The organism is Paenibacillus sp. FSL R10-2796 (assembly GCF_037965315.1).
Classification (GTDB): domain Bacteria; phylum Bacillota; class Bacilli; order Paenibacillales; family Paenibacillaceae; genus Paenibacillus_AQ; species Paenibacillus_AQ odorifer.
In genome coordinates, this window is sequence record NZ_CP150178.1 from 2,134,634 (window position 1) to 2,150,837 (window position 16,204).

Sequence of the window (16,204 nt, forward strand, 5' to 3'; positions counted from 1 at the left end):
TGTAGTACCTCCTAAAAGTTTTGACAGCGTCGTGATCCAGCGGATGCCGTATTAGAATCTTATTAAACCGTTTAAACTTTGATTAAGATGTGTAAGTTTATCCTAACCTAAGATCCTAGAAATCACCCATAAAGAACTGGATCATTAAGTATTGTATGATTTAGCGCAAACGTTTGTACAGATTTTCAAAAAATAAATGAAGCGATTAAACGCTTCACTTATTCATTCGGTTTTATGCTTTGCCTGAGAGTGCATGGATGACTCTCTCACGATCAGACGATGGGGAATGACAAATCGGTTGGTATGACCTGAACCGTTATCCGGACTCTTGATATTTTGGATAAGTACTTGTGATGCGGTGTAGCCAAGATGATAAATTCCTATATCAATACTGCTGATCGGAGGACTAGATAATTCAGATAATGGAATATTGTTAAAGCTTACAATGGCGAGATCGTCTGGAACCTTGTATTTCAGTTCATTCAACCCGCGCAAAATTCCGAACGATACCATGTCATCCACCGCTACCAGCGCAGTGGGTCGATTCGGCAAATTCATGAAAAAGGACATCGCTCTATAGCCGCTATCCTGTAGAAATTCACCCTCTACAATCCATTCATCCCGCATTTCTAAACCGCTATTCTGCAATGCTTTACGATATCCGGCGAGACGGTCACGAGAAACGATTAGATTAGGTGGTCCACTTACGAAGCCAATACGTTTATGCCCCATGGAAATGAGGTGGTTCGTAGCATCGTATGCTGCCATCACATTATCATTATCGACTGATAAAATATTCTCATATTTATCACTCCGGCCAACAAGCACGAATGGATAATCGTTGCTCTCTAGAAAATCAATAACGGCATCATCCGTACGAGAGTAAAGCAGAATAACGCCGTCAACACGGCGACCCTTCAGAAGTCGTGAAACGGCTTCCAGTTCTTCTTTCTCGTTCGCTCCGGAGCTTATCAGCACATCATAACCGGAACGGCTGGCTTGTGTAACGATCCCGCGAATTAATTCCATAAAAAATAGATTAGAGAACAGCTCTTCAGCAGGTTTAGGAAGACTGAAGCAGATGCTGTTAGTAGTTTTCGACACCAAGCTCTTAGCCATCATGTTAGGGGTATAGCCCATATCCTCCATAATAGCTTTAACTTTGCGGGAAGTTTCCAGGCTGATTCTGGGATGGTTGGACAATACCCGGGATACCGTGGAGGGAGATACTCCCGCTTTCTTGGCCACATCCTTAATGGTAACTGTCATTGAAACCTCCTTATGGAACCGTTTGCTTTACACAGTAATATTAATCTAAGAGTTCTAAATTGTAAATAGATAAAGTCATTCAAAAGGAGGAAATTGCTACTTTTGGAAGGAACACAAGAAATTTCAATGTAATATTGTTGCTTTTCACCAAAAAAGTATGAATGATTCGGGAATTTTGATCTTAATATGTATAAATGCGGTCTGAATTTTGTGAAAAGAGCATTCGCTGAATGCAAACGTATGGCTTAAAGGATGCAAGAACTTAGCTGAAAGGAAGGGAAGAACAAGTCTCGTTTTTATTGCGGCTTTAAATTGAGCTTTTATTTTAGAAAATACTGGTTGACAATACCGTAAATTCGGCATTAGTATGTAAATCAAAATACAGCAAGCGTTTTCATTGGGTATTTTTAGGTTGTAATCAGTTGCACTAACGATCGGGTTTTATGGACTAGTGTTTGTGCATAGCTTTTTGCAAACGATTGCACTAATTTCGACATGATGTATCAAGCTTTTACTTTGATAGAAGGATGGTGACAGCGTTGAATTGGCTTGACGAGCCCTACATATAGACCTTCTTCACCTTCAGAAGGAATTCGCATGATTTATAATCTCATAAATTGGTGGGGTTTGTGAAATCATGTATCCGCTTGCAAAAAGGGAATTCATAATTATGGGAGGTTTTTCAAAAATGAAAATAAGTTTATGGGGGAAGAGGGCATTTGCGATCTTTATGATCATTGCTCTCGTGTTCTCTGGTCTTGGACTACATCCTGTTAATGTTACAGCAGCAACGACGAAGGTTGTGTTGGTCGGGGATCTGCAGTCTAAATTTACATCGACAGATGCGGAAACGCCGGGTAAGGATTGGGATGAGACATCGGTAGTTACCCAAATGACCTATTCAGATAATGGCCTATATTCTTTTACAGGCACATTGCCGGCAGGAGAATATAACTACAAGGTTACTCTAAATGATTTATGGGATGAGAACTATGGATTCACAAGTTACACCAATCCTCAGGGGAGCAATGATGGGGAGAATATTCATATCAAGCTGGAAACAGAGACTGCCGTGACCTTTTATTATAATGACTTAACTCATAAAATAGCCGATTCCACGTATTACACACCGATTGCTTCCGCTAAACTACCAAGATTGACAGGAAACCTGCCGGCAGAAGCACTTACCACATTATCTGATCCTGATTTTGATGATGTTTATAGTACGGTGGCTACCCTTCCTAAGGGAGATTACACCTACCAAGTTTCTGTTCCAGGAGACGGTGAAGCCGGGGATCAATTGTATCCCGAAACTGCTAATAATCTGAGTCTTCCTTCCGATCTGCCGGTTACCTTTAAATTTAATCCACTGGATGGCAGTGTGACAGCTGAATATAAAATTCCTTCTGAACCTGTTGAGGTTACCCCTGTTCCGGCTGGACACATCCGTATTCACTACAATCGGACAGCTGGTGACTATGAAAATCAGGGATTATGGACATGGGATGATGTTCAATCCCCTTCCGCAAATTGGCCAACAGGGGCAACTCCATTTCCTGAAGGGCAAATCGATTCATATGGTGCTTATGTTGACGTGCCAGTGAAGGATGGGGCCAAGAAAATTTCGTTCCTTGTGGTAAACCGAGTCACTCAGGCTAAGGATGAAGGCGATAAACTCTTTGCCATTAACACGCCTGAGACGAATGAAATTTGGATCAAGCAAGGGTCAAATGATGTAACACCGTATGAACCAGTTGCACTTGCTCCTAATACAGTGCGAATTCACTATACCAGAGCTGATACAAATCATGATCAATACGGACTGTGGCTGTGGGATGACGTCGTAGCCCAATCCGAAAATTGGCCGTCTGGAGCTACTCCTTTTGTGGCAGATCAAACAGATCGTTATGGTGCATATGTTGATGTTCCACTTATTGAGAACGCGAAGAAAATCGGCTTTATTGTGATGAAACCTTCGAACGGTGATAAGGACGGTGACAATAAAACCTTTAGCCTGCTGGATCGATACAATCAGCTATGGGTTAAAGAAGGAGACAACAATGTTTATGTTTCTCCGTTTGGAGAGACACCAATTGGCTTAGTATCCGCAGAGGTGTTGTCGACGAGCAAAATCCTTCTCGGCTTCACACTGACTGATGGTTTGGATCCAGCAGCCTTAAAGTCAGCAATTACAGTTAAGGATAAAGAGGGTGCTGCAGTCCCGATTACTGCTGTAACCCTTACAAGCAAAACTTCAATCGAAGTGGATACAGAAGCTTTTGATTTGGAAAAAGTTCCGCTTAGCGTTACCTATTCAGGTAAAACAGTCTCCGCCGCAAGTGGCTGGAGAATGCTTGATGAAATGTACAATTATACAGGAGACGATCTTGGAGCTACGTATAATGCTGACAAAACAGCCACATTGAAATTATGGGCACCTAAAGCAAGCGGAGTCGTTGTAAATCTTTACGATAAGAATGACTCTAACGTGCAAGTGGGTAGTGTTGCTTTAACACTCGGCGAGCAAGGGGTTTGGTCAGTCCAGCTGAAGCCAGCTGATTTGACAGGCACAACGGCAACAGATGTAAGGGGCTTCTTTTATCAATACGAAGTAACGAATGACGGTGTAACCCATAAGGTCCTTGATCCTTATGCTAAATCAATGGCGGTATTCACTGTGGATACCACAGGTGCTGCTGGTGCCGGCGGGGATACAGTGGGCAAAGCGGCTATCGTTGATTTAAGCCAGACGAACCCTGATACCTTTGGGTATGCTGATATAAAAGGCTACGAAAAACGTGAGGACGCCATCATCTACGAAGTCCACGTGAGAGATTTTACATCGGATGTATCGATCGAGGATAGTCTGAGTGGGGAAAGATGGGGTTCTTATAGCGCTTTTGAAAAGAAACTTGATTATATTAAATCTCTTGGTGTAACGCATGTTCAGTTGCTTCCTGTGATGGCTTGGTATTACGGGGATGAGACGAAGATGGGGACTAGAGAGCCAGATTATTCCGCAAAAAACAATGAATACAACTGGGGGTATGATCCTCATAGCTATTTCTCTCCGGACGGGGCTTATTCACAGAATCCTGCCGATCCAGAAGAGCGGATTAAAGAACTAAAAGGTTTGATTGATGCCGTGCATGAAGCTGGAATGGGTGTCGTTCTGGACGTAGTGTATACTCACATGGCTAAAAAAGAATTTTTAAACGACATCGTACCTAATTACTATGCCTTCCAAGATGCAAACGGCAACTTTATCGGGGGGTTCGGCAACAATTTAGCCACCAACCATAAAATGGCTGAGAAGCTGATGGTTGATTCGGTAAAATACTGGTTTGAAGAGTATAAGATTGATGGAATGCGCTGGGATATGATGGGCGATGCGACAGCTGATGCTGTTCAGCATGCTTATGATGCCGCGGCAGCAGTGAATCCGAAGGCACTCTTTATTGGTGAAGGCTGGAGAACATTCGGCGGCGCTGCGGCTGATCCTTCTCTCGCTGGGCAAGGTGCAGATCAGGATTGGATGGACAAAACGGATAGTGTCGGTGTTTTCTCCGATGAATTCCGTAATGAATTGAAGTCTGGTTATGGTTCCGAAGGTCAGCCTAGATTTATTACCGGTGGAGCACGTCCGATCGCTACAATCCTGGACAATATTAAAGCTCAACCTTCGAATACACCAGCAGATGATCCGGGTGATATCGTCCCATACATCGAAGCTCATGATAATCTGACACTTCATGATGTAATAGCACAATCGATCAAGAAGGATCCGGATATTGCTGAGAATGAGCTTGAAATTCAGCAGCGGATCAGATTAGGAAATATGCTCGTATTAACTTCTCAAGGTACAGCCTTCATCCATGCCGGTCAGGAATATGGGCGGACTAAGCAGTGGAAGGGCACAACGGATCCTGAGGATAAATTCACAGAGATGTTCGACAATAACAACCAATCGTTTGGCTATTTCATTCATGATTCTTACGATTCATCGGATGCAGTTAACATGTTTGATTGGACCAAAGCAACGGATGAATCTAAGTTCCCAGTACAGAACACGACAAGAAAATATACGTCGGGTCTGATGGAGCTAAGAAAATCAACGGATGCCTTCCGATTGGGCGATAAGGATTTGATTGACTCTAACATTAACCTGATCCCTGCTCCAGAAATGAAGGATAACGATCTTGTCATCGGTTATTCCAACAAAGCAACAGATGGTACTGGCATCTATTATGTCTTCATGAATGGTGACAGCACAACTAGAAAGCTGACCTTATCTGAGGATTTGACGGGTGGTCAAGTGCTTGTGGACAACGATGAAGCTGGTGTTACAGCGATACCGGCTGCGCAGCAGACAGGTTTTATTTTGACAGCAAATTCAATTACATTAGAGCCTTTGACGGCTGTGATTATTCAAAAGGAAGCTGCACCAGTTACGCTGACCTCTTTGGAAACAGATAGTGCAAGCTACACGCTGGCAGCAGGAAATACGCATCAAACCGCTGTTTTTGCGAAATATGATGACAATAGCAGAAGTAATGTTACTAAGAAGGCTACTTACCTTTCCAATAAACCTGAAGTGGCTACAGTAACTGATAAAGGTCTAGTCAAAGCGGTTGGGCTAGGTACGGCAACCCTTACTATCTCTTATGAGGGTGTTTCCACAACCGTCACCGTTAAAGTTACTGACAAACGATATGTTCAATTCACTTATACCCGTAGCGATAAGGACTATAAGGATTGGAATATCTGGGTTTGGAACACTGGAGCTAAAAATGACCAGATTGATTTCACAACCTTTAAGAATGGCACAGCGAGCGTTCTGATTGAGGTTGCGGAGAATGCAACAAGCGTTGGATTTGTCCTGCGCAAAGGTACGGATTGGAACACGGGAAAACAAGACTACCCGGACGATCGTGTCATACCGTTGACCCCTGGTGAACCGTTCACTAAGGTGTATGTAACCAGTATGGTTAAAGAGCTTGATATCAAACCAAGTATTAGCGGCCCCATTTTAAAAGATGGAACGATTACTTTCAGATATCGCGACGACGCTTTGTTCCGTACTGGAAATATGGACGCAATAACAGCTGCTAAAGTAAAAGTGAACGGCACTTCGTATCCAATGATCTATGATCCGGCTAACGAGTGGTTCACTTATACACTGGCTGATTTAAAAGAAGGTATGTATAAATATACTTTCTTGATTACTAAAGACGGCGTCACTACCGAAATTACAGATCCAAAGAATACGGTGAATGATGAATCTGTTATTGATTATCATCAACCTGTCGTTACGATTACGGCATCCGTAAGTCCAGAGGCAGTCACATCCAATCAGAATGCTGTTGTAAGCATCAACGCTTCCTCTTCGGAAGAAGTAACTTACTCTGAAGCATATATGGATTTAACCAATCTTGGAGGACCTAGCAAAGTTAAGCTGGATACGGAACTCTTGAAACAAACGGTTGCTGTGAAAGACACGGTGTCAGCGGGCATCAAGGAAATTCCGATTACGCTCGTAGACCAATACGGCAATGCACATAAGGAAAAGGCTACACTTGAGGTAAAAGCAAGAACCTATACAGGGGATAAGCTGGATTTTGATTGGGATGAGGCCCGGATTTATTTCGCGCTTACAGACCGGTTTAAAGACGGTGACCCAACGAATAATGAGAATGTAAATAAAGATCATCTGGAAGCTTATCATGGTGGAGATTTCCGGGGGATGATCGACAATCTCGATTATTTGCAAGAGCTAGGAATTAACACGTTATGGATCACGCCAATCGTAGATAATATTGATTTTAACAAAGGTGTTGACTTTGGCAGCGAACAATATGGATACCATGGGTATTGGGCAAAAGATTTTACCAAGCTCGACGAGCATCTTGGCGATATGGCAACCTTCAAGGAGCTAATCGAAAAGGCGCATGACAAAGGGATCAAGATCATGGTTGACGTTGTACTCAATCATACGGGTTACGGTCTGAAAGCTGAGGATACCTATCCGACAATTACAGCTGAGGATAAAGCACGTTTCGAAGGGATGCTGCGCACGGATGGTGTATCCGCAGATACAGATCCAATTAAGGGTGAGCTTGCTTTCCTGCCAGATTTCAAGACGGAAGATCCAGCCGTTCGTGAAAAAATTATCGCTTGGCAAACAGGCTGGTTAGACAACGCACGTACGGAACGTGGAGACACGATTGATTATTTCCGTGTGGATACAGTCAAGCACGTGGACGATACGACTTGGAAAGCCTTTAAAAATGCACTGACAGCGATTGATCCAAACTTCAAAATGACCGGCGAATACTTCGGTGGAACCATTGATAACAATGGTGGAATGCTCGAAACTAGCCAGATGGATGGTCTGCTTGATTTTGGATTTAAAGATGCAGCCAGAGATTTTGCAAATGGTAAGGTAAACAGTGTGGATGCTTATCTGCAGGAACGTGAATTAAAGATCGATAATACGAAGATGATGGCTCAATTCCTGAGCAGTCACGATGAGAATGGTTTCTTGTCTGATTATGTGGGAGGCGATAAAGGCAAGCTGAAGATTGCTGCAGCTCTGCAAATTACCGCCAAAGGACAGCCGGTAATATACTACGGAGAAGAACTGGGGAATTCCGGCAGCAATGCTGGAAATATGTCTGAAGGTCAATTCAGTGAGAACCGTAAGGATATGCCTTGGGATCAATTGACGGCAGAGAAGCCACTACATGACCATTATCAAAAGCTGTTGAATATCCGTGCGAAGTACTCCAAAGTGTATTCCAAAGGTGCGCGCACGAAGCTCGCAGGTTCAGATGATTCAGGTTATTTAGCTTTCAACAAATCTTATGAAGATGAGAACGTAGTGACGGTAATCAATACTAAAACTAGTGGGAATTCTGTAACGATTCCAGTACCGTTTGCTGCCAATTCATCGGTAACCGATGAATACAGCGGTAAAACATACATGGTTTCCGAAGATCAAAAGGTAAATATTGATCTGCCAGGCAGAGATGATGGAGGCACGGTTATTTTGGCGGAGGTATCGGATGTTATACCGACACCAACGCCGACGCCGACACCAACGCCGACGCCGACACCAACGCCGACACCAACGCCGACGCCGACACCAACGCCGACGCCAACGCCGACGCCAACGCCGACGCCGACACCATCGTCGACGCCAACGCCGACACCAACGTCGACGCCAACACCAACACCAACATCGACGCCGACGCCGACGCCGACGCCGACACCAACATCGACGCCAACGCCGACACCAACGTCGACGCCAACACCAACATCGACGCCGACGCCGACACCAACATCGACGCCAACGCCGACACCAGAAGTAACACCGTCGCCTGAGGTGACACCAACACCAACGCCAGAAGCCACAGCGGCACCAACCTCTGGAGTTGTTGTTAACCCTAGCCCTACGCCGCCAGCGGATACTCAGGTTGTGAATGAGGATAGCTTGAAGAATGGTAAAGACGGCAAGGTGCAAATTGATGTTGCTGCCGGTAAGACAGAGGTACGCTTACCTTTACAAGCTGCACAAATACTAGGAACTAATGATCTTGTATTTAAAATGGGGGATCTGTTAGTTACTATCCCTAGCCAGCTTTTAAGTACAATGCCAAGTTTAGCTTCAGGTATTGATGGGGTAGGTGCCCAAATCTTGCTTGAACTGAACCCACTGGCGCAGTCTGCTGCGAAAGCCATAGTAGACGGTTTAAATAAAGACAGTGCTCATGTTAGCTCTCTTTCCGATGTATTTGAATTCAGACTTAGCGTGCTGATGAAAGACGGTACTCGGATTGTAATTAAGCAGTTCGATGAGCCGATTACGATCTCATTCAAGATTAAAGGGCAATTCAACAAGGACTTAATCGGAATCTATTATTTAAGTGATAATGGCGGGTTAGAGTACGTGGGAGGACAGCTGAATGGAGAGGTGATCACGGCACAAGTCACACATTTCAGTAAGTATGCTGTGCTTGAAATCGATAAGTCGTTCAAAGATGTTCCTGCAACCTATTGGGCATTTAAGGCGATTCAATCACTTGCCGCCAAACAAATTGTGTCAGGGGTCACTACCTCTGAGTTTGATCCAAAAAGTAATGTTAGCCGTGCGGAATTTACAGCACTACTAGTACGTGCACTTGGCTTAAAAGCGGAAGGGCAGGTCCTGTTTACTGACATCAGGTCAGATGCATGGTATGCCTCATATGTAGCCACAGCTACTAAGCTGGGTATTGTTAGTGGACGGAGTAATAATAGTTTTGCGCCGAATGCATCAATTACCCGTGAGGAAATGGCTGTTATGGCGATCCGCGCACTTGAAGTGAAGTCTGGTAAGAAGCTTGAACCTGTAGCAGCCTCTACGGCATTTACTGACGCTTCAAGTATTAGCAAGTGGGCGGAAGCCTATGTGAAGACTGCAGCAGACTTAGGACTCCTGCAAGGCCGAGAGAACAATCGATTCGCTCCAAAAGCATGGATGACCCGCGCAGAAAGCGCACAGGTTATTTATACGCTGCTGAGCAAGTAGGCTAAACTAAGGTGTGCTGAATTCTGGCACCCCTTAGTTTGAGCAGCGGTTAGCATTTTAGTATGCTCCAAAAGAAAACAGGGTATCCCGAAGCGATTATCGCTTGCGAGATACCCTGTTTTGTTATGCTGTATGGCTGGGCAGTGGGAAGAAAAGAAATCTTTTAGATGATTGCCTTTAGGATAGCGAATCCATAGGCTGGCATTTTCACGATCAGCTTGCTGCGTTCTGTGCGCATTGTTTCGCCTGTAAACAAGTTCTCCCAATCCCGCTCGTCTACGTCAATACGGAAGGTCTGAGCGGTCTCTTCACTGTTGATTAGTACCACAATCGTCTGCAGATCCAGCCGGCGCTCATAGGCTAGCTTGCTGCCTTGTTGTCCTGCCTCAAGGAAGGTAAATGTACCTGTGCGGAGAGCAGGGTGGTCATTGCGTATTTTAATAAGCTGACGATAGAACTCGAAGAGCTCTCGATCCTGCTTTTCAGGGTTCCACTCCATGCATTTGCGGCAACCAGGGTCACCTTCACCGTCCATGCCGATCTCGTCACCGTAATAGATGCAGGGAGTGCCCATAAAGGTGAATTGGAACAGTGCCGCTAATCGCATCTTGTTTTTGTCTCCAGCAGCCAGCGTAAGCAGTCGTGGAGTATCGTGGCTATCCAGCAGATTAAAAGCAACTTCACTAGCCTGCAGCGGGTAGCGTGATAACTGTTTACCAATGGAATTGGCGAATCCTTCAGCATCAAGAGTGCCATGCACAAAGAAGTCAAGGACGGCGTCAGTGAAAGGATAGTTCATAACGGCATCAAATTTATCGCCTTCCAGCCAAGGTGCAGATTCATGCCAGATTTCCCCCAATATGTAGGCCTCAGGATTAGCACGTTTAACCACCTTGCGGAATTCCCGCCAGAAATCATGATCCACTTCATTGGCAACGTCCAGACGCCAGCCATCGATCCCGACTTCTTTGATCCAGTATTCTGCGACTTTCAGTAAGTATTGTTTAACTTCAGGGTGTTCTGTGTTTAGCTTTGGCATTAGCGGTTCAAAAGCAAAGGTGTCATAAGTAGGGACACCGTTTTCAATCTGAAGCGGAAACTTGCGAATATGGAACCAATCTTTAAAGGCGGAAGCCTCTCCTTTTTCTTGAACATCTACAAAAGGAGCAAAGGTTTTGCCAGAATGATTGAATACGGCATCTAGCAGGACACGAATCCCACGTTTATGGCAGCTATCGACGAGCTTTTTTAAAGTCTCAATATCTCCAAAATGCGGATCGACTTTCATATAGTCTTCTGTATCGTATTTATGATTAGTAGTTGCATCAAAGATAGGTGTGAAATAAATAGCAGTGATCCCAAGCTCGTTAAGATGATCTAAATGATCAATAACCCCTTGCAGGTCGCCGCCAAAAAAATTGGTTGGTGTTGGTTCGGAGCCCCATGGCTGAACATTTTCCGGATCAAGGCTCGGGTCACCATTTGCAAAGCGTTCTGGGAAGATCTGATAAAAAACAGCGTCCTTTACCCAGGCAGGCGGAGCGAATACGTCAACGCGGTTAATGAAAGGGAATTCGAACAGCTTGTTTGGGTTTTCCGGCCGCACCGTTTGAAAGTCACTTTCGGTCATCCAAATTCGTTCGTTATCTTTTTGAAGTAAGAAACCGTATTTCAAGCGGCGGTAGAGAGGTACTGAAGCACATTCCCAATAGTCAAACATAGCATCGGAGGTGAAGAGGGTCATGGGAATTAGCTCTTTTGTGGTATCCCAAGCATATTTATCTCCAGCAAAGGCGAACACTTCGGTTAAATCCCCTTTTTTAGCGCGTAGACGCAGGTGAATCGTACTTTCATTATAGGCATAAGACCAATTTAACCGCGGACGATGATACACTGCTTCCAGTAACATGATAAATCCTCCTAAAGTTTTGTTAGCGTTACTTCCTCGGAGACTTCGGCAAAACCGCATCGAAAGCATACGCTAAGTTTTGTTAGCGCTACTTTCTCGAAAGCATAAACTATTCCCGGACGATACTCCACAGAGCGCGTGGAATGTAGAATGTCGCTATTGTTATTGGTTGCACAGTTTTTTATGCAACATGCACTAAATCAGTAGCCGAGTAGCACATAACAAAGAGGCACAACCACCGCGAAGTAGCTTGCCCGAGGTTGTACCTTTGATAAGTAACATTGCCTTTTAATTATATAGAACAGGAGGCAGACAAGGGATGTTGTGCTTCATGCTGGACAGCCTCTTAACGTTTTGGATTATAGCATGGAATAAAAGGGCTTTCAATACTCTTGTTCAAACCATTGCACTAAATTTCACTAAAGTAAACGAGCATTGTGAAGGGCAATTTATGAGAAATCTCTTGAAATAGAGAAAATGTGGCATATTAGGGGCAAATAAAATAGATATTCCAATAATAAACACATGAATTATCGACTAATTAAAAGATATCATGTGAAAAATGGAGATATATGCCTATAATGTATATCAAATAATGGAAAATGACCCAATACAGTATATGCAAACGTTTTTAAAAACAATCGTTACTGTTGTATGATGTACTCATGAATGAAGCGCTTTCTTACCTGTGAAATGCAGATACAGAAGGAGCAAGCTAAAAGAAGAACTTTTTTTTTAGCCTTTCTGAAATCGTTTGCGCAGATTACAGCACTACTATTTTCCATCTTACGTTTTTAAAAATTGGGAGGGGTTAAAGTAATGAAATTGAAAAAAATGATGGTTATCACCGCAGCTTTCTCAATGGCTCTGTCCGTTACAGCATGCGGTTCCAACAACAACAGTACGAATAACGGGGGCAACAACGCAGCAAAAGCTACTAATAATGCTACTACAGAGACTGCAGCGCCAGAGAGCACAGATGCAGCAGCAACAGATGAAATTGTACCTGAAGATGGCGCAACTCTAGTGGTATGGGAAAGTAAAGAAGAAAGACCTTTTGCAGATGAGATTGCTAAACAGTTCACAGCAAAATATAACGTTCCAGTCAAGGTTGAAGAATTGGCACCACCAGATCAAGTAACTAAACTTACTCAAGATGGTCCTTCAGGATTAGCGGCAGACGTTATTCTTATCCCTCACGATAACTTAGGTAAAGCGGCAAGCGCGAGCTTGGTTCTTCCTAACGATGTCTTCGGTGAAGAAACAAAAGCTAACAATACTGAAGCTTCGATTATCGGATCTTCGTACGAAGGCGAATTGTATGGTTACCCAAGAGCAGCAGAAACTTATGCATTGTTCTACAATAAATCGCTTGTTAAAGAAGCACCTAAATCATTTGATGATGTTCTTGCATTCAGCAAAACATTCACGGATAAATCGAAAAATAGATATGGGATTATGTGGGAAGTAGGAAACTTGTACTTCAACTACATGTTTATCGCTTCCGATGGCGGATACCTCTTCGGTAAGGATGGTACGGATAAAGATGATATCGGTCTTGCTAACGATGGCGCAATTGCAGGACTTAAAGAATTTGTGAAACTGAAGGAAGCATTGCCAATTAAGAGTGGTGATATCAACAGTGATATCAAACGCAGCTTGTTCAACTCTGGTGATGTAGCTATGGATATCACAGGTCCATGGGAGCTTGGAGGATACAAAGAAGCTCTTGGTGACAACCTTGGTATTGCTCCAATCCCTACAGTGAATGGCAAAACAGCAATTACATTCTCTGGTATTAAAATTTTCGCAGTTAACTCGTTTACTCAATATCCGAATGCTGCTAAATTGTATGCGAATTTTGCTTCAAGCAAAGACGCTCAGCTGTTACTGAACAAAACGATTGGTTCGGTTCCTACAAACAACGAGGCGCTTCTTGATCCACAGATCTCTAGCGATCCATATGTCTCTGTTTTTGCAGAACAAGCTAAGAACTCCCAACCGATGCCTTCTATTCCTGAAATGGGTAACGTATGGAGCCCAGTGAATGCTGCCCTTCCAGAAATTTGGGATAAAAATGGGGATCCAAAAGCAGCAATGGACAAAGCTGTACAACAAATCAAAGATTTGAATAACAGTGCATCCCAATAAGGATCATAATTCACTGTCTTAACAGCATACAGTGAATCAAGCTGCCCGCCGCATGTTTAGCGGCTGGCAGCTTCTTATTTTCACTCGGAGAGGAGAACGGAAGCGAAATGCAACGACATCGCACGAGGGCCGCAATACTGTCGACGATTTTTATGGGATTGGGACAAATATATAACCGCCAATTCGTTAAAGGAATATTATATTTAGCCGTAGAAGCTGTAGCCGTTTTTTATTTTATTGAGAACCTTGCCAACTCTTTATGGGGCATCGTAACACTAGGAGAGAATCCGAGTCGTCTGGTTAAAGTGAAGGGGATCGCCAAGATGGTTACCGGTGATCACTCGATTTATATCATGATCCAAAGCTTGATCACCATCCTTATTCTTATTCTATTGATTATCGCGTGGTATTTGAATATCAGAGATGCTTACAAGATTGGAGAAAAACGTGATAACGGTCTTCAGGCAAACACTTTTAAACAAAGTGTTCGTTATATCCTGGATTACAAGTTTGCTCAAGCGTTTCTAGTCTTGCCGGGCATTGGTGTTCTATTCTTTACGATTATGCCAATTATCTTCATGATCCTGTTGGCCTTTACGAACTATTCCGCACCTGATCATCTTCCACCCGCCAAATTGGTGGACTGGGTTGGATTTCAGACCTTTCGTAATTTATTGGTCCTTAAGACATGGAGCCACACTTTTTATGGTGTATTAACATGGACAATTATATGGGCAGTTCTTTCAACCATTACTACATACTTCGGAGGACTGTTGGTCGCTTTGCTGGTGAGTCAGAAGGGCATTCGCTTCAAAGGAATGTGGAGAGTAATTCTGATTGTGCCTTACGCGGTGCCACAGTTAATCTCGCTTCTGCTCATGCGCAACTTATTTAACGGTCAATTCGGGCCTATCAATCAATACATGGGGTATTTTGGATTGGATGGTTTACCGTGGCTGACTGACCCATTCTGGGCTAAGGTTACCGTAATTATCGTTAATATGTGGGTAGGTATTCCTGTTTCTATGCTGCTTATCATGGGCGTTCTGACTACTATCCCACGGGATATGTATGAAGCTGCTGAGGTGGATGGAGCATCGGGTTATCAGAAGTTCCGTATCGTAACGTTGCCGATGGTATTGTTCTCTACAGCACCGACCTTGATTACGCAGTTTGCAGGTAACATCAACAACTTTAACGCGATCTTCCTATTAACTGGTGGTAGTCCGGTAAATGGTGACTATCAATATGCCGGTTCTACGGACTTGCTAGTAACCTGGTTATACAAATTAACGCTAGATCAGAATAAAAACAACATGGCTTCGGCAATAGGGATTATTATCTTTATCATTGTCGCTTCATTCTCCCTGTACAATTACCGCCGGACGAAGTCATTTAAAGAGGAGGATATGATCCAATGAGCAGAAAAGTCGCGAACTTTATTCGCTTAGCAGGTAGTTATATTATCTTGATTGCTTTGTCGATAGCTGCACTCTATCCTGCCCTTTGGATTCTTTTAGCTTCTTTCCGACCTGGTAAATCATTGTACAGCAAAACGTTTATTCCCGAGCAATTCACTTTATCACATTACAGAGAATTGTTCACATCACCCAGCTATATGTTTGGGACTTGGTATGCCAATACCTTGAAAATAGCTGTGTTCTCGATGCTTATCGGGGTAGTTCTTACTTTGTTAACCAGTTATGCCGTATCCAGATTCCGGTTTAAAGCGCGTAAAACAGCGTTATCCACCGTATTGATTCTTGGTATGTTCCCTGGTTTTATGAGTATGATCGCTATTTATATGCTGCTTAAAGAGTTTAATTTGCTGGATACACATATTGCGTTAATTATCGTTTATGCGGCCGGGGCGCCGCTGGGAGGGACCTTTATCGCCAAAGGTTTCCTCGATACGATTCCTCGTTCCTTGGATGAGGCCGCTCGTATTGACGGGGCGAGCAATTTCGGAATATTTATGCGAATCATCTTACCTTTGTCACGTCCTATGATCACATATATGGCGCTGACTCAGTTTGTTGGACCATGGGTGGACTTCATTTTTGCGAGACTCATTCTGCGGACTAAGGAGAACTGGACAGTTGCAGTGGGGATGTGGGATATGGTTAACACCAATCAAAACACTAACTTTACCTTGTTCTCTGCGGGTGCGGTTTTGATCTCCATTCCAATTATGATTTTGTTTGTATTCTTGCAACGTCTGCTAGTAGATGGCTTGACAGCAGGAGCTAGTAAGGGGTAAACCCATTCGCTCGCTTCATGCTAATAAATGATCAGGGTACAGCCTT

The 16,204-nt window shown here is 43.7% G+C and carries 6 protein-coding genes; 4 read left to right on the forward strand and 2 right to left on the reverse strand.

The annotated features are described in order from the left end of the window. Nucleotides 1–222: 222 nt before the first annotated feature. The gene (locus NST58_RS09525) at nucleotides 223–1,269 is read right to left on the reverse strand and encodes a LacI family DNA-binding transcriptional regulator (RefSeq protein ID WP_076195090.1); all 1,047 of its coding nucleotides are present in this window, start codon (nucleotides 1,267–1,269) and stop codon (nucleotides 223–225) included. Between the two features lie 688 nt (nucleotides 1,270–1,957). On the opposite strand from NST58_RS09525, the gene NST58_RS09530 reads away from it, so the two are divergent. After that, complete coding sequence (locus NST58_RS09530; protein ID WP_339247491.1) at nucleotides 1,958–9,838, forward strand: pullulanase; 7,881 nt, start codon at nucleotides 1,958–1,960, stop codon at nucleotides 9,836–9,838. A 163-nt stretch (nucleotides 9,839–10,001) separates the two neighbouring features. Here the strand turns inward: NST58_RS09530 and NST58_RS09535 are convergent, their stop codons facing one another. After that, nucleotides 10,002–11,747 (reverse strand): alpha-glycosidase, encoded by a 1,746-nt coding sequence (locus tag NST58_RS09535; RefSeq protein WP_076126468.1) that lies wholly within the window; start codon nucleotides 11,745–11,747, stop codon nucleotides 10,002–10,004. 819 nt (nucleotides 11,748–12,566) lie between these two features. Between NST58_RS09535 and NST58_RS09540 the strand changes: the two genes are divergently transcribed. From NST58_RS09540 to NST58_RS09550, 3 genes are all read left to right on the forward strand, one after another. Then, nucleotides 12,567–13,898 (forward strand): maltose ABC transporter substrate-binding protein, encoded by a 1,332-nt coding sequence (locus NST58_RS09540; protein ID WP_076126469.1) that lies wholly within the window; start codon nucleotides 12,567–12,569, stop codon nucleotides 13,896–13,898. Nucleotides 13,899–14,005: 107 nt separating this feature from the next. After that, a complete protein-coding gene (locus tag NST58_RS09545; RefSeq protein ID WP_036684375.1) occupies nucleotides 14,006–15,319 on the forward strand; it encodes a sugar ABC transporter permease in 1,314 nt (437 codons plus the stop codon). Beyond that, a complete protein-coding gene (locus NST58_RS09550; RefSeq protein ID WP_076126471.1) occupies nucleotides 15,316–16,158 on the forward strand; it encodes a sugar ABC transporter permease in 843 nt (280 codons plus the stop codon). The genes NST58_RS09545 and NST58_RS09550 overlap by 4 nt, the downstream gene beginning before the upstream one ends. Nucleotides 16,159–16,204 lie beyond the last annotated feature (46 nt).

Excerpts from the sequence above, each read along its gene's own strand:
- NST58_RS09525 (WP_076195090.1), bottom strand. The coding sequence starts at position 1,269 with ATGACAGTTACCATTAAGGATGTGGCCAAGAAAGCGGGAGTATCTCCC.
- NST58_RS09530 (WP_339247491.1), top strand. The coding sequence starts at position 1,958 with ATGAAAATAAGTTTATGGGGGAAGAGGGCATTTGCGATCTTTATGATC.
- NST58_RS09535 (WP_076126468.1), bottom strand. The coding sequence starts at position 11,747 with ATGTTACTGGAAGCAGTGTATCATCGTCCGCGGTTAAATTGGTCTTAT.
- NST58_RS09540 (WP_076126469.1), top strand. The coding sequence starts at position 12,567 with ATGAAATTGAAAAAAATGATGGTTATCACCGCAGCTTTCTCAATGGCT.
- NST58_RS09545 (WP_036684375.1), top strand. The coding sequence starts at position 14,006 with ATGCAACGACATCGCACGAGGGCCGCAATACTGTCGACGATTTTTATG.
- NST58_RS09550 (WP_076126471.1), top strand. The coding sequence starts at position 15,316 with ATGAGCAGAAAAGTCGCGAACTTTATTCGCTTAGCAGGTAGTTATATT.